At 69.9% G+C, this 25,105-nt stretch carries 23 protein-coding genes, 3 tRNA genes and 1 pseudogene; 11 read left to right on the top strand and 16 right to left on the bottom strand.

Features of this window, described 5'->3' with window-relative positions; all coding sequences use genetic code 11:
* Positions 1-99: 99 nt before the first annotated feature.
* From ACFY1S_RS15510 to ACFY1S_RS15500, 3 genes are all read right to left on the bottom strand, one after another.
* Positions 100-1,167, bottom strand: a complete 1,068-nt coding sequence (locus ACFY1S_RS15510; protein ID WP_387117583.1) for a WxL protein peptidoglycan domain-containing protein — start codon at positions 1,165-1,167, stop codon at positions 100-102.
* A 91-nt stretch (positions 1,168-1,258) separates the two neighbouring features.
* On the bottom strand, positions 1,259-3,238 hold the full coding sequence (locus tag ACFY1S_RS15505) for a fibronectin type III domain-containing protein (protein WP_387117580.1): 1,980 nt from the start codon (positions 3,236-3,238) through the stop codon (positions 1,259-1,261).
* A gap of 143 nt (positions 3,239-3,381) precedes the next feature.
* A complete protein-coding gene (locus ACFY1S_RS15500; protein WP_387117577.1) occupies positions 3,382-4,659 on the bottom strand; it encodes a HupE/UreJ family protein in 1,278 nt (425 codons plus the stop codon).
* A gap of 123 nt (positions 4,660-4,782) precedes the next feature.
* Between ACFY1S_RS15500 and ACFY1S_RS15495 the strand changes: the two genes are divergently transcribed.
* Complete coding sequence (locus ACFY1S_RS15495; protein ID WP_387117574.1) at positions 4,783-5,445, top strand: hypothetical protein; 663 nt, start codon at positions 4,783-4,785, stop codon at positions 5,443-5,445.
* 279 nt (positions 5,446-5,724) lie between these two features.
* Positions 5,725-6,957, top strand: coding sequence for a GH25 family lysozyme (locus ACFY1S_RS15490; protein WP_387117571.1), 1,233 nt, complete (start codon positions 5,725-5,727; stop codon positions 6,955-6,957).
* 58 nt (positions 6,958-7,015) lie between these two features.
* Here ACFY1S_RS15490 and ACFY1S_RS15485 read toward each other — a convergent pair whose 3' ends face one another.
* On the bottom strand, positions 7,016-7,594 hold the full coding sequence (locus tag ACFY1S_RS15485; protein ID WP_387117568.1) for a DUF3455 domain-containing protein: 579 nt from the start codon (positions 7,592-7,594) through the stop codon (positions 7,016-7,018).
* 413 nt (positions 7,595-8,007) lie between these two features.
* On the opposite strand from ACFY1S_RS15485, the gene ACFY1S_RS15480 reads away from it, so the two are divergent.
* Positions 8,008-9,120, top strand: coding sequence for a ricin-type beta-trefoil lectin domain protein (locus ACFY1S_RS15480; RefSeq protein ID WP_387117565.1), 1,113 nt, complete (start codon positions 8,008-8,010; stop codon positions 9,118-9,120).
* A 40-nt stretch (positions 9,121-9,160) separates the two neighbouring features.
* Here ACFY1S_RS15480 and ACFY1S_RS15475 read toward each other — a convergent pair.
* Both ACFY1S_RS15475 and ACFY1S_RS15470 read right to left on the bottom strand, forming a co-directional pair.
* Positions 9,161-9,816 (bottom strand): annotated as a pseudogene (locus ACFY1S_RS15475) (GyrI-like domain-containing protein).
* Positions 9,817-9,823: 7 nt separating this feature from the next.
* Positions 9,824-10,243 (bottom strand): VOC family protein, encoded by a 420-nt coding sequence (locus tag ACFY1S_RS15470; protein WP_387117562.1) that lies wholly within the window; start codon positions 10,241-10,243, stop codon positions 9,824-9,826.
* Between the two features lie 161 nt (positions 10,244-10,404).
* Between ACFY1S_RS15470 and ACFY1S_RS15465 the strand changes: the two genes are divergently transcribed.
* The gene (locus tag ACFY1S_RS15465) at positions 10,405-11,145 is read left to right on the top strand and encodes a DUF1963 domain-containing protein (RefSeq protein ID WP_387117559.1); all 741 of its coding nucleotides are present in this window, start codon (positions 10,405-10,407) and stop codon (positions 11,143-11,145) included.
* Positions 11,146-11,293: 148 nt separating this feature from the next.
* Here ACFY1S_RS15465 and ACFY1S_RS15460 read toward each other — a convergent pair whose 3' ends face one another.
* The 3 genes from ACFY1S_RS15460 to ACFY1S_RS15450 all read right to left on the bottom strand — a co-directional run bounded on the left by ACFY1S_RS15460 (position 11,294) and on the right by ACFY1S_RS15450 (position 12,175).
* Positions 11,294-11,740 (bottom strand): hypothetical protein, encoded by a 447-nt coding sequence (locus tag ACFY1S_RS15460; protein ID WP_387117556.1) that lies wholly within the window; start codon positions 11,738-11,740, stop codon positions 11,294-11,296.
* Positions 11,741-11,976: 236 nt separating this feature from the next.
* Positions 11,977-12,049, bottom strand: a tRNA-Arg gene (locus ACFY1S_RS15455).
* Positions 12,050-12,084: 35 nt separating this feature from the next.
* Positions 12,085-12,175, bottom strand: a tRNA-Ser gene (locus ACFY1S_RS15450).
* An 844-nt stretch (positions 12,176-13,019) separates the two neighbouring features.
* On the opposite strand from ACFY1S_RS15450, the gene ACFY1S_RS15445 reads away from it, so the two are divergent.
* Entirely contained in the window at positions 13,020-13,661 is a 642-nt protein-coding gene (locus ACFY1S_RS15445) for a hypothetical protein (protein WP_387117553.1), read from the top strand.
* On the opposite strand, the gene ACFY1S_RS15440 is transcribed toward ACFY1S_RS15445, so the two are convergent.
* On the bottom strand, positions 13,622-14,392 hold the full coding sequence (locus tag ACFY1S_RS15440; RefSeq protein WP_357987744.1) for a CPBP family intramembrane glutamic endopeptidase: 771 nt from the start codon (positions 14,390-14,392) through the stop codon (positions 13,622-13,624). The two genes, ACFY1S_RS15445 and ACFY1S_RS15440, sit on opposite strands and share 40 nt — an antisense overlap.
* A 145-nt stretch (positions 14,393-14,537) precedes the next feature.
* Here ACFY1S_RS15440 and ACFY1S_RS15435 point away from each other — a divergent pair, with 145 nt between their 5' ends.
* Complete coding sequence (locus ACFY1S_RS15435) at positions 14,538-15,653, top strand: globin domain-containing protein (RefSeq protein WP_387117550.1); 1,116 nt, start codon at positions 14,538-14,540, stop codon at positions 15,651-15,653.
* A 69-nt stretch (positions 15,654-15,722) separates the two neighbouring features.
* Here the strand turns inward: ACFY1S_RS15435 and ACFY1S_RS15430 are convergent, their stop codons facing one another.
* On the bottom strand, positions 15,723-17,252 hold the full coding sequence (locus ACFY1S_RS15430) for a peptide deformylase (RefSeq protein ID WP_387117547.1): 1,530 nt from the start codon (positions 17,250-17,252) through the stop codon (positions 15,723-15,725).
* 315 nt (positions 17,253-17,567) lie between these two features.
* Here ACFY1S_RS15430 and ACFY1S_RS15425 point away from each other — a divergent pair, with 315 nt between their 5' ends.
* Positions 17,568-18,350: an IucA/IucC family C-terminal-domain containing protein gene (locus tag ACFY1S_RS15425; protein WP_387117717.1), complete on the top strand. Its 783-nt coding sequence runs from the start codon at positions 17,568-17,570 to the stop codon at positions 18,348-18,350.
* A 7-nt stretch (positions 18,351-18,357) separates the two neighbouring features.
* On the opposite strand, the gene ACFY1S_RS15420 is transcribed toward ACFY1S_RS15425, so the two are convergent.
* Entirely contained in the window at positions 18,358-20,193 is a 1,836-nt protein-coding gene (locus ACFY1S_RS15420) for a hypothetical protein (RefSeq protein WP_387117544.1), read from the bottom strand.
* A 212-nt stretch (positions 20,194-20,405) separates the two neighbouring features.
* Between ACFY1S_RS15420 and ACFY1S_RS15415 the strand changes: the two genes are divergently transcribed.
* Positions 20,406-21,116: a class I SAM-dependent methyltransferase gene (locus tag ACFY1S_RS15415; protein WP_387117541.1), complete on the top strand. Its 711-nt coding sequence runs from the start codon at positions 20,406-20,408 to the stop codon at positions 21,114-21,116.
* Between the two features lie 63 nt (positions 21,117-21,179).
* On the opposite strand, the gene ACFY1S_RS15410 is transcribed toward ACFY1S_RS15415, so the two are convergent.
* Positions 21,180-21,722 (bottom strand): YbhB/YbcL family Raf kinase inhibitor-like protein, encoded by a 543-nt coding sequence (locus tag ACFY1S_RS15410; protein ID WP_387117538.1) that lies wholly within the window; start codon positions 21,720-21,722, stop codon positions 21,180-21,182.
* A 144-nt stretch (positions 21,723-21,866) separates the two neighbouring features.
* On the opposite strand from ACFY1S_RS15410, the gene ACFY1S_RS15405 reads away from it, so the two are divergent.
* Positions 21,867-22,016 (top strand): hypothetical protein, encoded by a 150-nt coding sequence (locus tag ACFY1S_RS15405; protein WP_364370504.1) that lies wholly within the window; start codon positions 21,867-21,869, stop codon positions 22,014-22,016.
* 1 nt (position 22,017) lies between these two features.
* Here the strand turns inward: ACFY1S_RS15405 and ACFY1S_RS15400 are convergent, their stop codons facing one another.
* On the bottom strand, positions 22,018-22,674 hold the full coding sequence (locus ACFY1S_RS15400) for an HAD family hydrolase (protein WP_387117534.1): 657 nt from the start codon (positions 22,672-22,674) through the stop codon (positions 22,018-22,020).
* A 16-nt stretch (positions 22,675-22,690) separates the two neighbouring features.
* Positions 22,691-22,777: transfer RNA gene (locus ACFY1S_RS15395), tRNA-Ser, on the bottom strand.
* Positions 22,778-22,939: 162 nt separating this feature from the next.
* Between ACFY1S_RS15395 and ACFY1S_RS15390 the strand changes: the two genes are divergently transcribed.
* Positions 22,940-23,917: an NAD(P)H-quinone oxidoreductase gene (locus tag ACFY1S_RS15390; RefSeq protein ID WP_387117531.1), complete on the top strand. Its 978-nt coding sequence runs from the start codon at positions 22,940-22,942 to the stop codon at positions 23,915-23,917.
* Here the strand turns inward: ACFY1S_RS15390 and soxR are convergent.
* Positions 23,900-24,358 (bottom strand): redox-sensitive transcriptional activator SoxR, encoded by a 459-nt coding sequence (gene soxR / locus ACFY1S_RS15385; protein WP_387117528.1) that lies wholly within the window; start codon positions 24,356-24,358, stop codon positions 23,900-23,902. The genes ACFY1S_RS15390 and soxR overlap by 18 nt on opposite strands.
* Positions 24,359-24,405: 47 nt before the next feature.
* On the opposite strand from soxR, the gene ACFY1S_RS15380 reads away from it, so the two are divergent.
* Complete coding sequence (locus ACFY1S_RS15380; RefSeq protein WP_387117525.1) at positions 24,406-25,101, top strand: transketolase; 696 nt, start codon at positions 24,406-24,408, stop codon at positions 25,099-25,101.
* Positions 25,102-25,105: the final 4 nt, after the last annotated feature.

Below are 25,105 nucleotides of genomic sequence, written 5' to 3'. Positions count from 1 at the left end.
GATTCCCTCTCCGGGCCGGCGTCACCGTCGCAGCATGCCGGCTCGCGGCCCGGCCCGGCCGGGTGCCAGCTGGCGTTCACCCATCAGGACGACCGACGATCAGGACGTCTGCGGCTCCCGACCGCCCAGGGCCTGCGCGACGGCGTCGCGGACGCGGGCGTCCTCGCGTGCCGTGCGCCGCGCCCTGCTGCGGCGGCGGTACAGGTACGCCCCGACGACCACGGCGATCAGCACGACGAGCACCAGGAGCAGCATCCACGGCAGGGCCCAGCCGTGCGCGGTCACCTGGACCGGCTTGAGCGAGGTGGTGGAGCCCGACGCGTCGGTGAGCAGGGGAGTGACGGTGGCGGTCGCCGCGAGCCGGACGGCGGGAGCCACGTCGCGTACCGGCACTGTCACGTCCCAGCTCTCACCTGGGAGCAGCTCCGGCGGGGCGGCGATGTCACCGGCCCGGACCCGCAGCACGCCGAACGGACCGGAGACCGAGACCGCCTGCTGCCCGGACAGCGCGGCGTTGCCGACGTTGTGGATCGTGTAGGTGACGGTGGCGTCGCCCCTGCCGAACGGGTTGGACGTGCCGTCGTACGTCACGTGCAGGCCCTCGATGGCGAGGTTCGGCTTCAGCTCGCCGCCGACCCGCAGCTTGATCCGGATGCCGAGCCGCCTGTCGACGTTGATGCCCTCGACCTTGTCGGCCTGCGTCAGCGTGGTGAGGATGCCGCCGACGTAGTCGCCGGGCGTGGCGTTGTCCGGCACGCTGATCGTGAACGGGACCTGCGCCGTCTTCCCGGGCTGGACCACGACACTCCCGGCCTTCGCCTTCACCCAGGCGCCGACCGCGACCGACTTCCTGTCCCTGGTCAACAGGTCGAGCTGGCCGGCCTTGGTCGTGAAACCGTCGGCGGCGTACACGGCCAGGGTCAGCGGCGCCGGGCCGCGGTTGGCCACGACCATGGCGTCCTCGACCGCGCCACCGGGATTGACGTTGTAGCTGTAGCTGGACCGGGCTTCGCCGTAGCCGTTGGAGGCCGTCCGGACCGTCCAGGCGACGTTGCCGTCCGTCGCCGAGGCGGGGCCGGCGCCGACACCGACGACAGCGACGGCGGCGAGCACTGACAGTGAGGTGGTACGGAGGAGTGTCTTCCAGCGGGTTACGGACGGATACATGTCGGTTCCTTGAGGTGATCTTGGGAGGGTCGCACATGGGTGGCGGGGCAGGCGCCCGAAGGTGCCTACCCCGCCTGATGGAACGGTTCGGTCAGCTGCTCAGAGCAGTGATCGTGAGGGTGGTGCGGTAGCTGCCCTTCGCGATGCTGTCCGGGATCTTCAGATCCAGGTCGGCGCCGAGCTTCGCGCCGCCACGCGGGTGACCCTGCGCGGCCGCGCCGAGACCACTGGAGACCGAGAGGCCCTTGCCCTGGTCGTCGTAGGACGACAGGACCGGAGCGCCGGCCTCGGCACCCGCGCCACCGTCGAGCACGTACGGGGTCCAGCCCAGGTAGGAGCCGGAGAACGTCTTCCCGGCGTCCTGGAAGTCGCCGACGCTTGCCGAGATCGACCACGGGGCGAGCGAGCGGCGGCTGTCCGTCACGAGGACCGGGTTGATCTTGCCGGTCGCCTCGAAGTAGGCGCCGTCACGCTCCTGCGCGGTACCCAGGTCGACGAGGCCGTTGTAGCCGTCGATCGTCCAACCGAACTCGCCCGGAGCCGGGTTCGGCACGTTGACCTGGATGGACTGGCCGTCACCGTGGAACGGGTGCACCGTCACGTTGTCGACGATCGAGCCGACCGGCTGCCCGTCGGGCGTGTTGACGCAGGAGAGGCCCTTCTCCACCGCCGCGTTCGGCGCCGCGCAGGTGCCGCTGCGGACGTTCGCCAGGACCAGCTTGTCCCCGCGCACCTGCACCTTGACGTAGCTGCGGACGTGCTCCTGGTTCTGCACGGAGTTGTACCAGTACTTGTCCGGGTCCAGTGGGTCCGGACCGTTGCCGCGGATGCCGGTTCCGGTGCTGTCGGGCTTCTTGATGTCGTAGTACTTCGACCCGGAGGCCGAGTTGGCCGTCACGTAGATGACGCCGCCCGGGCCGGGGAACACGTCCGCGGCCCCCGGCTTCTCGGCCGGGTTCTCCTTCTGGCCGTTCTTGATGGAGTAGCTACGGGAGTAGCTGTGGTCGTGACCCTGGAGCACCATGTCGATGCCGAGGTTGGAGAACGCAGTGGTGAAGTCCTCCCGACGCTGCTTGTTGTCCGTGTCTGTCGCGTGGCTGGCCGGCGAGTAGATGGAGTGGTGGTAGACCAGCACCTTCCACTTGGCCTCGGAGCCGTGCTTGTTGACCACGTCGGTGATGTACGCGACGTGCGCGGCGTCGCCCGCGTTGCTGCCGTCGGTCGGCAGCTTGTAGCTGTTGCTGTTGATGTCGATGAACAGCACGTCCTTGTAGACGAACCAGTAGTCACCACCGGACTTGGTGCCCGCCGGGTTCCCGTTGTCGTAGTACGGGGCGGTGCGGTCGGTGTTCGGGGTGAAGTGGTGCTGCTCGTAGGACTTGCCGCCGACGTCGTGGTTACCGATGGTGGCGACGACCGGGTACTGACGCAGCTGGTCGGGCGCCATGAACGAGGTCCACTGGCCCTCGTCGTTCGCGGACTCGACGTGGTCGCCGCCGGAGACCAGCAGTTCGGCGTTCGGGTTGGCCGCGGTGGCCACCTTCAGGGTGTCCTCCCAACCGGCCTGGTCCATCAGCCGGTCGCCGGAGGAGCCGATCTGGGGGTCACCGAAGAAGAGGAAGTCGTAGTCGCCCTCGAAGTCCTGCGTTTTGAAGGCGTACGTCGGGGACCAGCTGCCCTCGGCGCCGACCCGGTACGAGTACGCCGTGTTCTCCCGCAGGTTGCTGATCGTGGCGTGCCGGTTGAACCCGGTGGTGGAGGTGTTCGCCGCGCCGACGGCGTCGAAGCTGACCGCGCCGGCCGGGAACTCGCCGTTGACGATCTCGGCGGTAGGAGCGAGCTGGATCTTCTGCGCGGTGTCGGCGGAGGAGTACCAGGTCACGATGCGCTGGGTCTCGTTGGCACCGACGCCGAGGATCACGCTGCTGATCGTGGTGGGCTCGGCCGCGCTCGCGGTGGCCGTCAGGCCGGTACCGAGGGCTGCGCCCACTCCCAGGAGGCCGGCTGCGACCCCGGCGACCAGGCGCCGCCGCACGAGCGCGGAGGCCCGTGCCGAGGTGCTCAATGTCATCGACATTGTTCCCTTTTCAAGTAGAGAAATGGATGTGTCTTCGCCCGACGCCGGGGAAGCAGATCCACGCTTTCGCTGCCCGATGAACCGGCCATGAACGTGATCTTGCGAAAGACTGCACTTCACGAACTACTTAGCCCTACTCAGGACCCGGAAACGCGCTGCACGAACCAAATGATCCCCATAGTGGACACCGCTGCCGAAACAGCTCCGGTCGCCCAGAGGCCGGCTTTCGGCGCACGGCGACGGAGCACGAGCAGCAGCGGAAAGACGACGGCGATAATCGACAACTGGACGACCTCGATGCCGACGTTGAACACCAGCAGCGACCACAGCAGGGTCCACGACCACGCCTCGTCGATGCCCAGCGCGCCGGCGAATCCCAGGCCGTGCACGAGGCCGAAGCAGAACACCACAGCGAGGCGGATCCAGCCGGCCCGGTCCAGGCTGACGTGACTGTGGCCGGCCGCCTTGAGGTCGGCCGCGTGCGTACCGCGCCGCCAGATCCCCCACAGGTGCCAACCGGCGACGACGGCTATCGACAACGCGATGACCGGCTCCACGACCGCCGCCGGCACCTCGACCAGTCCGAGAGCCGCGAGCATGAACGTCACCGAGTGCGCGAGCGTGAAGCTGGTGGCCGCGAGCACGATCTCGCGCAGCCGCCGTGACCCGGCGATGAGCGCCAGCAGGAACAGGATGTGGTCGATTCCGGACAGCAGATGCTCGGCGCCAAGCAGGAAGAACTCTCCGAAACGCTGGTACCGGGTCTGCGCGGTCGAGAAGGACGGGTGGGCGGCGTCGAGCGCCGCGCTGCCCGAACGACCGTCGATCTCGTACGTGGCGATCGTCTTGGTGCCCTTGACGTAGCCCTCCCCGTCGGGGAACAGAGCGCCGCGTACCTCGTGCTCGTCGGCCTGCCCGGCGCAGGCCCATTCCAGCAGCAGATTCGCGTACGGCACGCCGTCGCGCTCGCCGATCGTCGTGTCGCCCACCTGGGTCGGTCGGCAGGCAGTGCCCCTCGACGTCACCGAGAAGCGGTCGGAGACGTACCTCAGGACGGTCGGGGCGTGAGTCTTCAGGGCCGCCGCCTGGGCGGTCGGGTCGCCCGCCTCGAATGCGGCAGTTCCCGTCCGGAAGAGCGGATCGTCGTCGCCGGAATCGGCGGCAGACACCACGAGAAGGTCGTATTCGAGTTCCACCGCCGTGCGGATGTGACCCTCGTCTCCGGCCGAGATTTTCGCGTACACGGTCGACGAGAAGCCGTGCGCGGACGCCGCCTGGCCGCCCAAGAACGGGACAACCGCTGCGGCAATCCCGACAGCGGCGACGATTACGGAACGGCGGACGCGCCCTGACATGCGACTCCCTCTGTTGGCCAGTGCACGTTGCACGGCGTGGGTGAACGCCAGCCAGCCCACCGACGAACCGCCGGAAAACAACGACCCCGAACGGCCATCCACAGATATGTGGCGACCGGAACTGAGATAGGAATACGAGGCAGTACGCGCACCCTCCCGCACCCACTCGAAAGGACGACCGCCTTGCGCCCCCCGCTCCGGGCCGTCGCCATACTTGCCGCGACCGCCGCGCTGATCGCCGGCTGCGACTCCGGCGACGACTGGTCCCAGCCGCACCCCGAGCCCTTCGCCATCGGGACTCTCGGCCCGGGATTCGTCGCCCCCTCCACCACACCCGCTCCAGAGGCGACGATCACGCCTCGGCCCGGCTCATGGGCCGGCGTCCACCCACCGAGGGACTACCGGGTGGTGTTGCTGACGGCCGGCGACGACAACCCGACCAGGGCGCTCGTGACGGCCGTGAAGGAGTGGGCCGACGACGAACACGTCGACCTCAGGACGATTGTCGTCGGCAACACGCACGACGCCATCTCCAGCATCGCCAGGGCCATGGAGATGGGCCCCGATCTCATCGTCAGCGCGGGCAACGACCTCATCGACCCCCTCGCGCTGGTCACCCCGAGCCACCTGGACGAGAAGTTCCTGGTGGTGGGCGCGGAGTTGGCCGAGCCCACGCACAACGTCACAGCTGTCGACTGGGACGGCGCGTCGTTCCGCGGTGAGGGGCTCGGCGCGTCCTCGACGTACGACCCGGCGTCGTTCACCGCCGATCGCTGCGCGGCCGCCATCCGGGCGGGCGTGGCGGCGGTCCTCAACGACCTGACCGGGATCGTGGTCTGGCTCTGACGAGAGACCCGGTGCGGGGGCGAGTACATAGACGATATTGAACGCCGACCCACCATGGCGAGGCTCGACATGGAACGGCATGTGCTCGGGATCTTCTCGGCGCTTATCGCTCGTATCGGACGGGGTGGCGCGACTTTCCATCGACAAGGGATACTCCGCGAGCCCGCTTCGACGGAGCCGTCCCGCCTCGCCGCACCGGTGCCGGGCACAGGCGTCGCGGCTCTCACCGCTACGCCGACGGTCACCTCGACCTTCCGAGCAAGGAGTACCCACCTCACCATGCCAAGAAGATTGCTCTGTGCGCTGGCCTCCGCCGGGCTCGCACTCAGTACGGCGCTCGGCGTGCCGCAGCCCGCACATGCCGCGGACCCGGCTCCCGACGGCGGCGGCCGGGCCAACGCCGGCGTCGCCCCCGGCGCCCGCGCCACCGCCGCCTCCCCGTACGCCACCATCCCGGTCGGCTACACGGTCCGAGGCATCGACGTCTCCAGCCACGACCACAACCTCGGCCCGATCAACTGGCCGCAGGTGGCGGCTGACGGCGCGAAGTTCGCGTACATCAAGGCGACCGAGGGGCGGACGTACCTCAACCCCTACTTCGCCGAGGACTACGCGGCGGCCAAGGCGGCAGGCCTCCTCGTCGGCGCCTACCACTTCGCCAGGCCGGACAGTCGAGACCCGATCACCGAGGCGAACTACTTCGTCGACAACGCGCAGTTCGCCAAGGACAGCCAGACGCTCGTGCCCATGGTGGACATCGAGTGGCCCTACTGGGAAGGGGCACCCACCTGCTACGGGCTCACGCCGACCGAGATGTCGGGCTGGATCAGGTCCTTCACCGACCAGGTCAAGGCGCGTATCGGCCGCGACGTGATGATCTACACCAACACGAACTACTGGAACCCGTGCACCGGCAACGACGCGTCCTTCGGCGCCAACCCGCTGGACATCGCCGGCTACACGACCACCCGCCCGCCCCTGCCGTCGGGCTGGACGACGGAGACCATCTGGCAGTACGCCGCCGGTAACTCAAGCAATCCCGGTGACTACAGCCAGAACGTGTTCAACGGGACGTACGAGGACCTGACCCGACTCACCGGCGCCCCGGTCGCCGCGCCGCCGCTCGCCCTCCGATCGTGGACCAACGGCAAGTACGTCTCCGCGGACGGCCGGGGCACCCTCCCGCTGATCGCCAACGGGCCGACGATCGGCACCTGGGAGAAGTTCACGCTCATCAACAACGCGGACGGCAGTGTCAGCCTGCGCGCCAACATCAACGGCAAGTACGTTTCGGCGGACGGCCGGGGCACCCTCCCGCTGATCGCCAACGGGCCGGCGATCGGCACGTGGGAGAAGTTCACACTGATCAACAACGCGGACGGCAGTGTCAGCCTGCGCGCCAACATCAACGGCAAGTACGTCACCGCCGCCAACAAGGGCGCCCTGCCACTGATCGCCAGCGCGCCGACAATCAGCACCTGGGAGAAGTTCGACAGGTTCGCCGCCGCCTGAGGCACCGCTGCTGCCCGGCACTTGCCGTGCCGGGCAGCAGCGCGACGGGACGAGACGGTTAGCGCTTCGCGGCCCAGAAGACGTACACCGCGCCGTACGGCACGGCCGCCGTCTCGCCGTCGGTGCAGGCGCCGGCCGGGGCGACACCTCCCGAGGTCAGCAGACGGCTGATGTACGCGACGTTGCCGAGCTTGCCGGTGCCGCTGTGGCTGTCCACGGTCAGCAGCAGCTCGGGGATCGTTCCCGTACGCAAACTCTCCGCGGTCTTCTTCGCCGTGATCGACGAGTTGTCGCGCTGGGACTGCCAGCTCGGGCCCTTGAAGTGGTGGACCCGGCCGCCCGTCCCGATCAACTGGGCCTCCGGCACGGACGCGCCGGTGAACACACCGCCGACGCACGTGTAGGTCTGCGTTCCGCGGGTGACGACGTACGCGCCGACGGGGCGCGAACCCGCCGGTGGCTTGATTGCCGGGGCGATGCGGGGGATGTCCACCCGGCGGGCGTCGGCGCCCACGGCTGCCGGCGCGGCCACCTCGGCGGCGGAGGCCTGGTGGGTCACGGCGCCGATCGCGGCCACGACGCCGGCCATGCCGATGGCCGCGAGCGCCCGAACCCGGGAGCGAGACGTGCTGGGCATGCGATTCCTCCGATTCAGGCAGGCGCACCCGCGCCCACGTGAGCCTTTACGGACCGGGATCGCGCAACGATCAATGAGCCGCCGAATTTGATCGATCGTTCATCTGATGCGGATGACAGGAATCGATCAACCGGCGGAGTTCGACAGTTCCGACGGCGTCGAAAGTCAGTACGAGGACCACCGTCCGCCACGATCGGCCGATCGATCGCCGCGCCACCAGCATCGGGGGCGGTCGAGGTAGACCAGATCAGTCCAAGGAATCTACACTCATCTGTGTTAACGCTCACACTCGTCCCAGTGCTGAGGCAGTACCGCCGCGCCGACCTGTAGATCGGCGCGTGCCGGGCGATGCCCGGCGGCCTACACAACGGCCCTTGCCCTCGGCCAGCTCGACCAACCCAAGGGGAGAAAGCATGCGAACGAGGGCACGATGGCTCGCGACGCTCGCCGCGCTCGGTGTCGTGGTCGCAGGTGTGATGACACCGAGCGGCCCGGCCAACGCGGAGTCCAACGGCGGGGTGCGCGTGATGCCGCTCGGCGACTCCATCACCGAGGGCACCCAGGTACCCGGCGGATACCGCATCGGGCTCTGGCAACGCCTCGCCGCCGGGCGGTACACGGTGGACTTCGTCGGTTCGCAGTTCAACGGGCCGGCGAGCCTGGGCGACCACGACCACCAGGGACATCCCGGCTGGCGCATCGACCAGATCGACGCCAACATCGTGGGCTGGCTGAACACCCAACGCCCGCAGACCGTCCTGCTGCACATCGGCACCAACGACATCCTGCAGAACTACAACGTGAGCAGTGCGCCGAACCGGCTCTCCACGCTCATCGACCGCATCACCACCACAGTGCCCACGGCTGAGGTCTTCGTGGCGCAGCTCATCCCCCTCGCCAACAGCAACCAGGAGAACGCCGTCCGCACCTTCAACGCGGCCATCCCCGGAATCGTGCAGAGCAAGGTCAACGCCGGCAAACGGGTGCACCTGGTCGACATGCACAGCGCTCTCACCACCGCCGACCTGATCGACGGCGTCCACCCCACCGCCACCGGCTACGACAAGATGGCCGCCCGCTGGTACAGCGCCCTGCAGTCGGTGCCCGGCAGCATCGGCAACCCCGCCAGCGGCGGCGGACAGACCACCGCCCTCGTGGGCGCCCTCTCCGGCAGGTGCGTCGACGTGCCCGGCTACTCCACCACAAACGCCACCCAGGTCCAGCTGTGGGACTGCCACGGCGGCACGAACCAGCAGTGGACCTACACGTCCGCTAAGACACTTACCGTGTACGGCAACAAGTGCCTCGACGCCGCCGGCTACGGCACCTCGCCGGGTACCCAGGTCACCATCTACGACTGCCACGGCGGGACGAACCAGCAGTGGAACGCCAACGCGAACGGCACCATCACCGGAGTGCAGTCCGGCCTCTGCCTGGACCCCGTCAACCAGGGCACCGGCAACGGCACGAAACTCGTCCTCTGGACCTGCACCGGTCAGACGAACCAGCAGTGGAGCCGCCGGTAAGGCGCGGGACCGAACGGACACCACCGCCGCCGCGCACGCGCTAGCTACTTGAAGCGTCGTGCGGGGCGGCGGGGGTGACCGGCTGCCGGAGGATGGTGCGCTGCCTGTCCGGTGCGACCCTGCGGAAGTCGCTGAGGTAGATCTCGTGGTGTTTACCGGCCATCCGGAGCCGGTTGGCCGGGATGTACTGGTGATGCAGTTCTGCGAGTACGTCGGCCTCGTCGTCGAAGGAACCGACGTGCAGCGTCTGCACGCACCGCCCCTCGGACAGCGCTCCGAGACGGACGTCGTCGATACGCGCCTGTCGGCCCTTGGCGCCGGCCTGGCCGACGGCGGTAGCGACCATCGACTGATCGATCCAGTCGGGGACCATGAGCATCAACGTCCAGTGCCACCGCGCCTTGTGCCGTGCGGTGGTGAAGGACGCCATGTCCTCGGCCCACCACAGACCCTCCAGGGGCGGGACGACGTAGTCGCGTCCGAGGTCGCGCTTGCTGGCGAACTTCAGCCGGTACGCCGTCGGGTAGAGCGCCTCGATCGCCTCCGTGAAGGCCTGCGAGGTGTTCGGGTCACCATGGCCGTCGACCATGAGGTACCGCATGTCGGGGACGTCGACCATCCGGAACCGGCCCCGCCGCGCCCGTAGGCGTCAAGCGTCCTCCTGAAGTCGATCTTGCCAGCGGGCCTGTCGGTCATGGATCACTCAGCCGGCCAGTCCGTTGTCGGCGAGCCACTGCGGGTCCGGTGCCACCATCTGCAGGACCTCCACCAACAGCCCGTCGGGACCGACGACCTGGAATCGGCGCTGCCCCCACGGCTCGGTCACGAGCGGCAGGACCACGTCCAACCCGGCAGAGCGCAGGCGTTCGAACTCGGCGTCGACGTCGACGGCCAGGAACGCCAGCAGCGTGCCGGCCACCGCCCTGCCCCGGGTCGCCTGCGGCCACGATTCGTGGTCCCGTTGCACGAAGTCCAGGCTGACGTTCGGGTGATCAGGGTGCTGCGTATTCACGTACCAGCCCAGGTCGATCAATACCTTGAACCCGAAATGCTCGGCGAACCACGCGGCGCTCGCGGCCGGGTCGCCCGCCGCGACAGCCATCCCCATCAACGAGAACTGCATACGTACCCCTCCCCTGGTCCACTGACGGTTCGAGCACCACGGTAGACATCGCCGCCGGCACGGCGCGACGGAACCCATCGGGTGACGCTCGCGATGGATGGCTTGTGCGGCCGCCTCGTCCGCTGCGGATCCTGTCGGTCGTCCCGTGCACAATGCCCACTGTGGATCTTCGTGATGAGTTTCGTGAGGCCGCCCGCAAACGTGCCGTGCCGGAGGACGCCATCGAGTGGTGGCTCCAGCTCGCCCGCCCTGTCCTGGAGTTGCACACCCGGTGCGAGGGTCCGGTGGTCGGCTACTTCGGCGGTAAGCCGGCCCTGCCCGAAGGGGTTGACTGGCCGGCGGGCATGACGTACCTCGCCAAGCTCGACCTCTCCGCGATCCCAGCCGGATCGCACGACATCAACCTGCCCTCGGACGGGCACCTGCTCTTCTTCTCCGAGCCGGACATCACGCCCGAGGCGGAAGTCATCTACGTGCCGGCGGGCACGCCCGTCACCGAACGGGAGCTCGAGGAGGACTCGTACCACAAGGAGTGCGAGAGGTTCCCGCTGTACGGCGTACGCGGATGGGACCTCCCGTTCGACCGCGAGGACAGCGCGATCGACATCGGCGAGAGTCGGTACGACGAGGAGGTCTTCAGCGACATCAAGTGGTATCTGACGGGTGACAACGACACCCTGGCCACCATCGGCGGCTACACCGATCGCGCCACAGGTGGAGGTGAGCACGGCCTGAAGTCACCCGAGGAGGAGACGCTCCTGGGCTACCTGTTCGTGGACGAGCGCCTCGGGGGCGAGGGCTTCTGCCGCGACGGCACGATGGTGGGCTGGATTCTGGACAACGAGGATCTGGCGGGGCGCAGGTTCGACAGGGCCAGGACGGTGTCCGACTTCAACGGCTGACGGCGTTACGGCTCAGCGCCTTCCGCGCTGGCGCGGTGCGGGCGGACCGCCGGTCCGGTGGAGCGCGCGGGTGGGTGCGGTTTTCCGCACCCACCCGGTTGCGGTGGGCCCACTGAAGTCGGTGGTCGATCTCAGAACAGGCAAGGGCTTAAAGTTTGATCTTCACTCCCGCCGCTTGGCAAGCCTTCTCCAGGATGGTGTTGGCCTCCTCGAAAGCCGGCTTAGCCGCCTCTACTGCCGGGTCAGCGGATTGCGCGATCTTCTGGGAATCGGCGGCCACCTTCTGCATCGCCTTGGCCACCTCGGAGTCGCTACCGTCGGACGCCGAGCGCAGCGCCTCGGCGAACTCTTTGAGGCCTTGCTGGATATCGGAGGCGGAAGGACCCTCGCCGCCGCCCTGCATGGCTTGGACCATCTGCCCGGTCAAGATGGTGTCAGCCCGATCCACCGCCTCACAGAGTTCCTTGTCGGTGCCGGCCGCCGTGCCTGCCTTCTTACCCTCCTGCGGCGCCGCGGACGTCGGCGCAGCCGGAGGGGCCTGCCAGACGGCATCGCCCGACCCTGTGTCGCCACCCCCGCACGCCGTGCTCCCCATCGCTAGAACACTGACAAGAACGGCAGACATCACTTTGGCATGAGACATGGCGCGTAACACTACTCAAGCGTCATGACTTGGTCACCACCCGCCGGTTGAGGCGGCGGGTCACGTCCGCTCGTCACCGGTCCGCGGCCCAGATGACGGCGGCCCTGGATCGGCTGGGAATCAGAGCCGGACGTGAGAAAGATCAAGGCCGCGACCTACGTTTCCGTAGGTCGCGGCCTTTATTACTGTGCGCCCGAAGGGACTCGAACCCCTAACCTTCTGATCCGTAGTCAGATGCTCTATCCATTGAGCTACGGGCGCTCGTGCTCAGCCAGTGTACACACCCGGCTTTCGCGCGGAGACTCCGGGATTCGAACCCGGGAGGGGCTTTAAGACCCCAACCGCATTAGCAGTGCGGCGCCATAGACCAGACTAGGCGAAGTCTCCCTGGTGGCCCGCAGACCACCGCGCCCGAGGATACAGGTCGTCACCCACCGGGGGCAAAACGACTTCCGGGGTACGCGGACCGGGGTGGCGCGCCGCTGGGTTTCGCGGCTGTGCGGTGACGTGATCGGGACTAGGCTCCATCGATATGCAGGAGCAGCCGCCCAGCGAGCCGACCCGTCGAGAGCCTGCTGACCGGGCGCGGCGGCGCTCGGCACGGGCCACGTTCACGCCTCCGACGGCGGCCGAGCCGCCCGCCGACGAGGTGTCCCCGCCGGCGGTTCCGGCGAGCCCGCGTCCGCGCCGGGCCAAGGCGGCACCGGCTGTGCTGTTCCAGCCACCGGAGCCGGACCGTGTCCTGCCCCGACAGCCGGACAGCACGCCAGCCGACCCGGACGCGGAGGGCGCGGCACCCACCGGCGCGGAGGCGGAACCGGCGGCCCGGCCAGCGAGGGCACGGGCTTCCCATGCCCGGAAAGCCACCACGGAGGCGGTGGCCGTCACGGCACCGACACCACAGCCGCCGCCCACGGATGCGACGCCGCTCACACCGGAGCCGGTCCAGAGCCCACCGAGCCCCCGCAAGCGCACCGCGACCCCGCGCAAAGCCACCACGCCCGACGCCACCCCACCCGAGGCCACCCCTCCCAAGGCCATCCCGCGCAAAGCAACCAGCCCGCGCAAAGCAACCACGCGCAAAGTCACGGCACCCGGAGCCACCGCATCCGGAGCCGCAGCGCCGAAGACGCAAGCCTCGCAACCCGCACCGGAGCCCGGCCCGGAATCGGTGTCACCCCCCGCCCGCGGGACTCTTGTGCCGCGTACCCCGGAATCTGATTTGCGCGCGGTGACCGCGCGCGTGCTCGACCACCCGGGCTTCGCTCCGGAACTGCTGGCGTTGTCGGCGGTGGAGGTGCTGGGCCCGGCGGCGGCCGACTGGGCCGAGCGGCTGCGCGCCCGCTACCCGGACGCCTCGGCGGACGGCCTGGCCCGGCTCGCGAGCCGGCGGTTCGTGCGGTCGGCGGGCGCGGGAGGGGCGGCGGCGGCGCTCGCCGGGTTCTTCGCGCCGGCGGCGGAGTTGGCCTCGGTGCTCTGGACCCACTCGAACCTGGTGCTGCACCTGGCGGCGGCGTACGGCAGGGACCCGGCGCATCCCGACCGGGCCGTCGACCTGCTGGTGCTCACCCAGGTGCACCCGGATCCGGCGAGCGCGCGTGCCGCCTTGGACGCCGCCCGGGCGGCCGACGACCCGGTCGAGGGGGCGTGGCCGAGGGCGGCGGAGGCCGCGTGGCGACTGGCGGCGCCCCTCACGGCGCAGGCTGGCGGCTGGGTGGCGTTGCGGCTGGCGGCCCGGTTGCTGCCGGGCGCGGCGGTGCTCGCGGCGGCTCTCGGCGACGCGGCGGCGGCGGACCGTCTCGCGGCCCGGGCGGTGGCCACCTACCGGCCGCGTCAGAGCCAGTCGAACCACTCGCGGGGCAGCAGCGCGTAGCCGACGAAGGCCACCACGTCGAGCAGGGTGTGGGCGATGACCAGCGGCATCACCCGCCGGGTACGCAGGTAGAAGAGGCTGAAGACCACGCCCATCACGGCGTTGCCGACGAACGCGCCGAAGCCCTGGTACAGGTGGTACGAGCCGCGGAGCAGCGCGCTGGCCGCGACGATAGTGACCAGCCGCCAGTGCAGCTGACGCAGGCGGGTCACCAGGTAGCCGACCACGATCACCTCCTCCAGCACGGCGTTCTGCACGGCGGCGAGGATCAGCACGGGCACCGCCCACCAGACCTGCGGCAGCGCGGCCGGCACCAGCGTCGCGTTGAGGCCGAGCTGGGCCGCGACGAAGAACAGCGCCAACCCGGGCAGGCCGATGAGCGCGGCGAGGCCGGCGCCGCGGGCCAGGTCCTGGCCGGGCCGCCGGGCGTCCAGGCCGAGGGTCCGCGCCGGGTCGCCTGGGTCACGGCTGAGCAGGTGTACGGCGAGCAGCACCGGCAGTAGCGCGAACACGATGCCCAGGAGCTGGTACGTCAGGTCCAGCCACGGGCGGGCCGACGCCGACGTGTTCAACGAGGCGGTCTGCCTGGAGAGCGGCCCCTCGGCGGTCAGCTTCGCGATGATCGAGACCACCGCGTAGACCGCGGACTGCCCGAGGGACAGGCCGAGGACCAGCAGCGTCTCGGTCCCCAGCAGCCGGCGGGACACCGGGCGGGTCAGCTCAACGGTCACCGCACCACTCTGCCCGACGGGGTGCCCCGCTGGCAGGGCCGACCGGCCGGCGTGAACCGATCGCACATTCTGTGCGACCGGTCGGCACTCTCCGTGGAGATTCTATGGGCGCCCGATCCGCTGCCGTCTGGAGAAGGAGCACCCCGTGGATGACGTCGCGCGGCTGCTGAAGGAGAGCTGGACCCTGGTCGAGGAGGACCGGGACCGGCTGAGCGGGCACTTCTACGCCCGCCTGTTCCTGCTCGACCCCGCCCTGCGTCAGCTCTTTCCGGTGCAGATGTCCGGTCAGGGCGACCGCCTGCTGGAAGCGATCATCACGGCCATCCACACCGTGGACGACCCGGAGAGCTTCGACGAGTTCCTCCGGGCGTTGGGCCGTGACCACCGCAAGTACCACGTCGACGACAGGCACTACGCGACGATGGGCGTCGCGCTGCTGGACGCGCTGCGCAGCACCGCCGGCGACGGCTGGAACCTGCAGTACGACCAGGCGTGGCGGGACGCGTACGCGGCGATCTCGGCGAAGATGATGGCCGGTGCGGCGGCGGACGACAACCCGCCGTTCTGGCACGCCGAGGTGCTGACCCACGAGCGGTACGGCCCGGACACGGCCGTGCTGACCTGCCGGGCGTTGCAGCATCCGCTGCGTTGGCAGGCCGGCCAGTACGTGAGCGTCGAGGTGCCGCGGCACCACCCCCGGGTGTGGCGGACGTACTCGGTGGCGAACGCCCCGAACGACGACAACGTCCTGGAGTTCCACGTGCGGACGCCTGGCGCGGGCTGGGTGTCAGGTGCGCTGGTCCGCCGGGTACAGCCGGGTGACCTGCTGCGACTCGCCGCGCCGATGGGGTCGATGACGCTGGACCGGTCGTCGGAACGGGACATTCTCTGCGTGGCCTGCGGGGTGGGGCTCGCGCCGATCAAGGCGTTGGTGGAGGAGTTGGCCACCTACAACCGCACCAGGTGGGTGCACGTCTTCTACGGCGCCAGGCAGGCGGCGGACCTGTACGGCCTGGCCGGGTTGCAGGAGCTGGTGGCCGTACACCCGTGGTTGTCGGTGACGGCGGCGTGCAGCGAGGACCCGGACTTCGACGGCGAGGTGGGTGACATCCCGGACGTGGTGGCCCGGTACGGCCCGTGGACCACCCACGACTGCTATGTCTCCGGCTCGGCCCGGATGGTCCGCGCCACGCTGCGGGTGCTGGCCGCGGACGACGTGCCGCCGCCGCACATCCGCTACGACACCTTCGGCGACCTCTGAACGTTCCTCCCCCCACACCGGGGCGCGTGCCCCTGCCCCCTGGGGCGCGCGCCCCGGTCCCCTCGTCTGTCAGTACCGCCAGGGCCGCCCGGTCTCCCGGTATTCCTCGACCGGCACGAGCGGCAGGCCTGGTGCCATCCGGTCGACGTAGAGCCGGCCCTCCAGGTGGTCGATCTCGTGCGCGACGAGCCGGGCCATGCCGAACTCGAACGAGGTGATGATCCGGCTGCCGTCCCACTGGGCGTGTTCCACGTCCAGGCGCAGTGGTCGGGGCACCAGACCCCTGTGGTCGAAGAAGGAGAGGCAGCCCTCGTACTGCTCGTCGGTGTCCGGGTCGGTGTCGACGACCCGGGGATTGAGCAGTATCACCGGCTCGGCCGACCGGTCCGGGGGCCGCACCACGGACACCGCCCGGCCGACGCCGAGCTGCGGGGCGGCGACACCCACCCCCTTGCTGAACGGGTGCAGCTCGTCGAGTCGGACCAGGACGGCGGTGAGCCGGTCGACGACCTCTCGGGCGGCCTGCTCCTCGGCGGGCAGGTCGAACGGGCGGGCCCGTTGGCGGAGTAGGTCGGCGCCGCGCTGGACGATGCCGATGCCGCGCATCCGGTCGCTGGGCCGGACCCGTACGCCTGCGGTGTCGACGTCCGGGTCGGCGTCGGGGCGGGCGCGGAAACGCCACTGCATCCGGTAGCGCGCGTTCAGCGGAGGCTGGTCGGTCTGCCAGTCGAAGATCGCCCGGTCGCCGTCGTCGTGTCGCTGCGGCGCGGTACGCAGCGGCCCCTCCTCCGCCGAGAGCGAGGTCTCCACGCCCCAGACCTGCGGGTCGAACGCCGCCGGCAGGTCCAGGCGTACGGCGAGGTGCCGGGTGGGCAGCCGGACGGCCCGCTGGAACCAGGGGCCCCACTTCTCCTGCCCGACGCTGTACGCGTACTCGATTGTGGCCCGGTCGCCCGGATAGAGCGGGAAACGCCGGTCACCGTTCTCGAAGAGCAGCCAGATCTCCTTGAACGCGTCCCTGTCGTGTTTGGCCCGCCAGTGCATCGGCTCCGGGTCACCGCCGTCATCGTCGCGCCGGGCCTGTAGTTGCAGCTCGGCGAAGGTGAGGGGGTGTTCCCGGTGGTGCCGGTTGGAGCGGCCGGGGTCGTTTGGGTACCTGTCGACGGCGACGCGGACGAGGTAGCGGGTGACCGGTTCGGTGCCGGCGTTGTACAGCTCGCGGCGGATGACGCACCGGTAGCTGTCGACGGTGTGCGTGAGGGTGGCCGTTTCCCGCTCCACGACGAGGCCGGTGCCGGGTGGCAGCCACTGGCCGGGCAGGTGCGACTCGCGCGGCGGTTGGCCGGTACGGGCGTGCCTGACGTCGTCGTACTCCCGGAAGCGCTGCCAGATCGCGCCGCCGGCCTCCAAGACCGCCTCGGCGCGACGGGCGAAGTCCTCGGTGGGGCGGTGCCGGCGTCCTTCGACGTGGCTCACGTACGACGGGTCGAACCCCATCAGGATGGCGAGTTGCTTCTTGGACAGCCCTCGCCCGGTCCGCTGTCGGGCAAGTTCGGCCGCGAAGGAGTCGGCAGCCCGATCGAGGGGTGAGATCGTCATCGGCTTCCTCGTGGCCGGGAGTATCAGTTTCACGTTCCGTGGCGAAGCGCACACGCAACTGGCACTTTGTCGACACACTGCTTGACAATCCACCTACGTACGTCGATCATCTTGAGTTTTTCGGGGCCGATGAGGGGTAGTACGCCGTGGCGGCAGGTCAGGAACGTGGCCCGCGCCTCCCGATCCGACCGAGGTGAGGCTTCCCTTAGACCGGCGGGCATGGTTAGGCTAGCCTTAGCTCAGGACGGCAGTTTGTCGTCCGCCGGGGCACTCCCTCGGCCACTCGGACGGGGGACGACTCAGGTGACAGCGGTGATGCCGAGGCGGGACGTGGTCTCCACGCCGCTCGCTCCCGTCACCGCGGCCCTGCGCTCGATGTTCGGTACCGACGACCTCCCCGGGCTGGCCCGGGGCCTGCTGGTCGACGACGAGTTCGGCTGGGCGCCCGCAACCACCCTGATCGACGGCACCCGCCTGCCGGAGCTGCTGCGCGCCGCCGCCGTCCGCTGGGGCGGCACCGCGCACGCCTGTGCGGCGCTGGCCTGGAAGTCGTACAGCTACTGGACCGCGCTCCCGGTCGTCCTCGGCTGGGCCTCGGCCCGCCGGGTCCCCCTGCTCGACCCGGCCGACGTGCTGATCCACTTCGAGGACCACAGGCCGTTGCTCACTCTGGGCCTGCGCCGCGGCACCACAGTCGCGGTGTTGCCGAGCGACCCGCTGGCGCTCGCCGGCCTGCCCGAGGTCCGCGTCGTCGCCGACGAGGCCGAGCTGCTGGCCGTGTTGCGGGCCTCCCTGCTCGACGCCCACCTGGCCCCGCTGATCACGGCGATCCAGGCGGAGGTCCGGATCGGCACCCGGACGCTTCTCGGATCGGTGGCCTCCGGCATCGCGCACGGCATCCTGCGCGCGGCGGACGGGCTGCCCGGCTCGACGGTGCAGAGCATCGACACGCTGCTCGGCGCACTGGACCTGGCCGACCTGGTCGAGCTGGTGCCGGGGCCGACAGGCGAGCCGAGCGTGCAGCGACGCACCTGCTGCCTCGCGTTCACGCTGCCCAGCCCGAAGGTGTGCCAGGGCTGCTGCGTCCGTCAGGGCTGACCGTCGGTCAGTCGGTAAACGACCGCACGTCCCACACCCACACGCCGCCGGTGAAGACCGGCTGGATCCCGGTCAGCTCGGTCATCCCCCGACGCAAGGCCTCCTCGTGCTCGTGCGGCCCGAGGATGACCACTCCGGCCCGCCAGTAGCGCAGGTCGTCGACCGCCTTGACCCTGCTCTGCGGGGTGATCGGTGGCACCGCCCCGGTGCGCCTGATGGTGGCGAAGAAGCTGCTTGTGGGGCGCGGCGGCGCACCAAACAGCGCGACCTTCGCCGGCTCCGCGTTCGGTCGGGTGTCCGGGCCCAGGAAGTAGCCACGGGCCAACGGCATGTCCTGCCGGGTCGCCGCTGACCAGCGCAGCGGCTCCGCGTAGTTGGTGTCCGGCAGCGGCAGGGTCACCACGCTGCGTCCACCCGCCACGTACGGCCGCCACGCCCCACTCGTCACGAAGCCCGGGACCGGGTCCAGGTCCACCACTGGCAGCGGGGTGGGCAGGATCGGCAGCAGCGCCATCGTGAGCACCGTGGCGGTGGCGAAGCGGATCTGCGGCCGGGCCGCCGGATGTGCGCGGGCCAGTTCGCGGGCGCGCTCGGCGCCGTACGCGAGCAGCACGCCGACGATCGGTGTGATCGCCAACGCCCACCGGGTCGGCACCACCGAGTGCAGGATCGGCAGGTTCTCCAGCACCGCCCAGGGAGCCGGCACTCCGGTGCCCCGACCGTCGAAGCGGACCTCCCGGCCCAGGGACAGCACAGTGAAGAGCAGCCCGAGCGCGCCCAGCGCGAGCACCACGATCGAGCGGCGCATCCACCAGACCAGGGCGATCACCAGCACCACCAGCGCCCAGCCGAAGAAGCTGTTCTCCTCGGTGGGGTTCTTGGCCAGGCCCGCCGCCGTACGCGGGCTGCCGGCGAGGGACTCCCGGGAGTACGCGACGAACGAGGCGAGGTCGCTGGAGTAGCCGCGGATCAGGCGGGACAACCCGGAGTACGCGCCCGGGCCGAAGAACTGCACGTACAGCGGGTACGCCAGCAGCACGCCCGCGACCACGGCGGCGACGGCCAGCCCGGCGAGGAACGGCCGGGCCCGGGACCGCAGCGCCGGTCGACCGAGGGCGAGGACGCCGACCACCACGCCGATACCGATCGCGGCCATCAGCAGGATCTCCAGGTTGATGAACGCCTGCCAGACGATCACCAGCGCGAGCAGGAGGCCGTTGCGGAGCCAGCGGCCCGGCTCGCCGAGACGCAGCGTGCGCCAAATGATCAAGGGGACGACGAACTGGGACACGATGTTCGGGTGCCCGTTGGCGTGCGACACCATGGCCGGCGCGAACGCGCAGAAGCCGGCGCCCAGCCAGGCCGGCCCTCGGGCGCCGATCACGACCCTGGACAGCAGGAAGTACCAGGCGGTGGCGGTGGCAATCATTCCGACTGTCAGAAAGGCCAGGAAACTCGCTCGCGGCCCGAGCAACAGGGTGACAGGCGTCATTGGCAGAGAAATGGATAATACGGACGTATTCGCCATCAGGTTCACGCCGTCCGGCACGTTCATCCGGTCCGAATGGAACGGATAGGCGAAATGCGTCACGACCCGCGCACCGTGCGCCATCATCCATTCGAACTGCGACTGGTCGGAGCGGTTGTCCCGCACCCCGGTGCCCGGGTCCAACCACAGCCGCCCGGTCACCCAGAAGCCAAGCGCCACGAAGCTCAGCACCGCGAGCACGTCGGTCCGCTTCCCCTTGCGGCGCAACGAGGTGTCGCCGTCGCCGGGCGCGGCCGACTCCCCACCGGGCACGGCCGGGCCGCCGCCGGGCGCGTCCGGTTCAGGAGTAGTCATGACAATTCGTAGGGTAGCCAGCGTATGGCTCTGCCGTGACATGTTTCGGGGTACTGCCGTACTATGTGCCGGGTTCGCCGACCGCCGATCACGTGCCCACCCCCCGACCACAATTCGGCTACCCCGATGCCCCGATTCTTCTGCCGTCCCAGTGGATGATTCACTCTGTCGGTCCAGGCACGGGTCGAGTTCATATCGTGAGGAATCGACGCATGGCAGAAATCACTGGGGATCAGCGCGTCCAGTCCGAGGTGCTGGAGGGCCTGGCGACAGCTGTCAACCACCGCCGCTGGTTCGTCGAGCTGGCGGTTCCGTACCTCGGCGACGACCCGATCGAGATCGGCAGCGGTCTCGGTGACTACGCGCTGGAATGGTCACAGCTGCTGCCCCGGTTCACCGCCACCGAGGCCGACCCGGACCGGCTGGTGCAACTCAAGGAGCGCCTCGCCGACCAGCCGAGCATCGACGTCCGGCAGATGCTGCTGCCGCACGACGCCCGGGGCACCTACAGCGCCGCGGTCTCGTACAACGTGCTGGAGCACATCGAGGACCACGTGGGCGCGCTGCGCAGCATGCGCGATCTGGTCCGCCCCGGCGGCGCCGTGATCATCATCGTGCCGGCGTTCCAGTTCGCGATGAGCCCTGCCGACATCGCCACCGGCCACGTCCGCAGATACACGAAGAAGACCCTCCAGGCCGCGATGACCGAGGCCGGCCTGACGGTGGAGAAGATCCACTACGCGAATGCCCTGGGCCTGATCGGCTACTTCATGGCCACCAAGGTCTTCCGGCTGATGCCGAAGGAGGGCCCGATGGTCAAGGTGTACGACACAGTCGTCCTGCCCGCCACCAAGGCCGCCGAGCAGGTCGTCCGCCCCCCGTTCGGCCAATCCGTCTTCGCCGTGGCCCGAGTGCCCGCCTAGCTCCCACCCCCGCGATCTTGCACTCGCCTTCGTTGAAGGAGGTGCAAGATCGCGGGGTACCTGTCACTCCTTGATCTGGTACGTCGGGCGGATGACCGCTCTCGCCAGGGTGTGGAAGGTCAGGTTGAAGCCGACGTAGGCGGGGCTCGCGTCCGGGGTCAGGTCCAGACGGTCCACGTCCAGGGCGTGCACCGCGAAGACGTACCGGTGCGGGCGGTCACCGGGCGGTGGCGCCGCGCCGCCGTACCCCTGCTCGCCGTAGTCGTTGCGGACCGAGAAGGCCCCACCGAGGTCGGTGCCGGCCGCGCCGCCCGCGCCGCGGGGCAGCTGGGTGACGTCCACCGGCACGTTCACCAGCACCCAGTGCCAGAAGCCGCTGCCGGTCGGCGCGTCGGGGTCGTAGCAGGTGACCGTGAAGCTCCTGGTCTCGGCGGGGAAGTCTGACCAGGTCAACTGCGGGGAGACGTTCTCACCACCGGTGCTGCCGTGCGCGTGCCGGGCGTCCATCGGCTCGCCGTTCTGCACGTCGTCGCTGGTCAGCGTGAACGAGGGCACCGTCGGCAGCAACTCGTACGGGTCCGGGGCGATCGGTCGTTCCAGGGTCATCGGTACTCGTTCCTTCCGGTGTGCGGAGATACCAGCCCCTTCATACCCGCTTCACGACAGATGAGAGACGGAAAGTTCCGGGTGTCCGGAGTCACGCGGGAGCGCTATCGTTGTCACCCTGCAACGTTCCACGGGGGGAATTCTTTGGCACGGGTCTGGCGGGATTTCCTGGTCGCCGTCTTCAGCGCGCTGCGAAAGCCCGACGAGCAGGCGCTCGCCGAGGAACGCCGGCGCGCGGTCGAACGCCTGGCCGACAAGACGATCCGCGAGAACCGGCGGGACGAGACGGACTGAGCTAACCCCCGGCCCCGTTGTGCGTCGCGACCAGGCCCGGCAGCTCGTCGAGCGAGCCGATGCGGAACAGGCACCGCTGCGACACGTCCGGCATGTCGAGGATGTGCCCCCACGGACCGCGCCGGATCAGGCACGCCTTCATGCCGGCCTCCATGGCCGGGCGCGCGTCGTTGTCGGGCCTGTCGCCGACGTACAGGATCGACGACGCGTCGCCACCGCCCTCGCGGACGACCCGCTCGAAGAAGGCAGGTGCCGGCTTCGCCACGCCCCAGCCGTCCGACGTCCCGATCATGTCCACGGAGAGGTCGAGGTCGCGCAGGATGCCTTCGGCACGGGCCGGCTGGTTGCCGGCTAGGCCGACGAACAGACCCTGGTCCTTCAGGGCCGTCAGGCACGCCCGCGCGTCCGGGTAGAGGTCCTCCTCGCCGAACAACTCCGGCTTGCCGGCGGCCGCCCGGCGCTCAAGCTCGGTCGGCAGGTCGAAATCGGGCCGGAAGGCCCGGAACGTCTCCCGATAGTCCAGACCCCGGGCGATCACGGCACCGAAGACCGCCGAGAACGTGTGCCGTGGGACTCCGAGCCAGTCCGCCCAGGTCTGGAACTCGCGGGACTCGTCCAGGATCGTCCCGCCGACATCGAAGAAGATCGCCTTGATCATGCGCGGATCATAGGTGCGGAGGGTGTGGGATTCGAACCCACGAAGACATCGCTGCCTTACCGGTTTTCAAGACCAGCGCCATCGGCCACTAGGCGAACCCTCCCGGGCCGCCACCCGTAGGTGTACGACCACGCATAGTCTGCCACGGCCCGCTCCAGACGGCCCGGCGTCCCTCCCCGATGCGCCGACCAGGCGCTCCGGCAGGTCCACAGTGGGCCATGGGGTGCGCCTGCGGTGGAGGGCCGCATCGGGTAAGACTGAGCCCATGCGAGCCATCACGATTCCCGAGCCCGGTGGTCCCGACGCGCTGGTCTGGGCGGAGGTGCCCGATCCGGAGCCCGGCCCCGGCGAGGTGGTGGTGGACGTACGGGCGGCCGGGGTCAACCGCGCGGACCTGCTGCAACGGCAGGGGCACTACCCGCCACCGCCCGGCGCGTCGGAATATCCCGGGATGGAGTGCTCCGGGGTGATCAGCGCGGTCGGGCCTGACGTGACCGGATGGTCAGTTGGGCAGGAGGTGTGTGCGCTGCTGGCCGGTGGCGGGTACGCCGAGAAGGTGGCCGTGCCGGTCGGGCAGTTGCTGCCGGTGCCTGCGGGCGTCGACCTCACCGACGCCGCGGCGCTGCCGGAGGTGGCCTGCACGGTCTGGTCGAACGTGGCGGGCGTGGGCCGGCTCAGCTCGGGTGAACGGCTGCTGGTGCACGGCGGGGGCAGCGGGATCGGCACGTTCGCGATCCAGTTCGGGTCGGCGCTCGGCGCGACGGTCCTGGCGACCGCGCGGGCGGCCAAGCATCCCCGGCTGCGTGAGCTGGGCGCGGCGGTGACTATCGACTACCGCAAGCAGGACTTCGTCGAGGAGGTCCGGCAGGCCACCGACGGCCACGGCGCGGACGTGATCCTCGACATCATGGGTGCCTCCTACCTGGGCCGCAACGTCGCCGCGCTGGCCACCGGCGGCCGCCTCGTGGTGATCGGGATGCAGGGTGGGCGCAAGGCCGAGCTGGATCTCAGCGCGTTGCTGGCCAAACGGGCGTGCGTCGCGGCTACCGCGTTGCGGTCCCGTCCGCTGGCCGAGAAGGCGGCGATCGTCCGGGGCGTACGCGACGAGGTGTGGCCGTTGATCGAAGCCGGCAGGATCCGCCCGGTGGTGGACCGGCGGCTGGCGATGGCCGAGGCGGCGCAGGCCCACCAGCTTGTCGAGTCGAACGATCACGTGGGCAAGGTGCTACTCACCGTCGGGTGACGCCGGCCGGGGCAGCATCAGGCGCGCGCCCGGCCCCTCGCCGGCCAGGGCGTCCCCCGGGTTGTTGAGCGTGCAGCGTTGCAGGGACAGGCAGCCGCAGCCGATGCAGCCGTCCAGGTCGTCGCGGAGCTTGGTGAGCAGCCGGATCCTCTCGTCCAGCCGGCCCCGCCAGCTCGCCGAGAGCCGTTCCCAGTCCTGCGGGCTGGGCGTACGGCTCCCGGGCAGTGATTCCAGCGCGGCACGGATCTCGTCGAGCGAGACGCCGACCTGCTGCGAGATCCGGATGAAGGCGACCCGCCGCAGCTCGGCGCGGGCGTACCGGCGCTGGTTCCCGCCGGTGCGGTCGGCGCGGATCAGCCCGAGTCGCTCGTAGTAGCGCAGCGCGGACGGCGCGACGCCCGATCGGGCGGACAACTCGCCGATCGTCAACAAATCCGTCATCACCCGGTCCTTGAGTTGAAGCGCACTTCAAGTCAGAGAGTAGTGGCATGGCCACCACACTCACCACCGACAGCACCGCCGCGCTCCCCGCGCTGATCCGCCGGCTGACCGGCGACGAGAAGCACGCGCCAAGCGCCCACTCGACCGTCGACGTGCTCCAGGTCCTCTACCACCGGGTTCTGCGGATCACCCCGGACACCGCCGACGATCCGGAGCGGGACCGGTTCCTGCTCTCCAAGGGCCACGGACCGGTCGCCTACTACGCGGTGCTCGCCGCACACGGCTTCATCCCGGACGACTGGCTCGACGACCTCGCCGGCCCGGGGAGCCGACTGGGCCACCACCCGGACCGGACGCTCGTGCCGGGGGTCGAGATCGGCTCCGGCTCCCTGGGCCACGGTCTCGGCCTGGGCGTCGGCACCGCACTCGGGCTGCGGGCCCAGGGCCTGCTCAAACCCCGGGTGTACGTGCTGCTCGGCGACGCCGAACTGGACGAGGGCTCCAACCACGAGGCAATCGCGTACGCCGGCGCGACAGGCCTGGGCAACCTCACCGCGATAGTCGTCGACAACTCGTCGACCACCCACGGTTGGGCGGGCGGGATCGCCAGCCGGTTCACCGTGAACGGCTGGACCGCCGACACGGTCGACGGCCGGGACCACACCGACCTGTACGTGGCGCTGACCGGGCACCGGCCCGGCCGGCCGCACGTCGTGGTCGCCCGCGTCGAGAGCAGGGGATGACAGC

Source organism: Micromonospora sp. NPDC000663 (assembly GCF_042898105.1).
In the GTDB taxonomy this organism is placed as follows: domain Bacteria; phylum Actinomycetota; class Actinomycetes; order Mycobacteriales; family Micromonosporaceae; genus Micromonospora.
The sequence above is the reverse complement of the archived record's forward strand: the minus strand, read 5'-3'. Positions and strand labels throughout refer to the sequence as shown.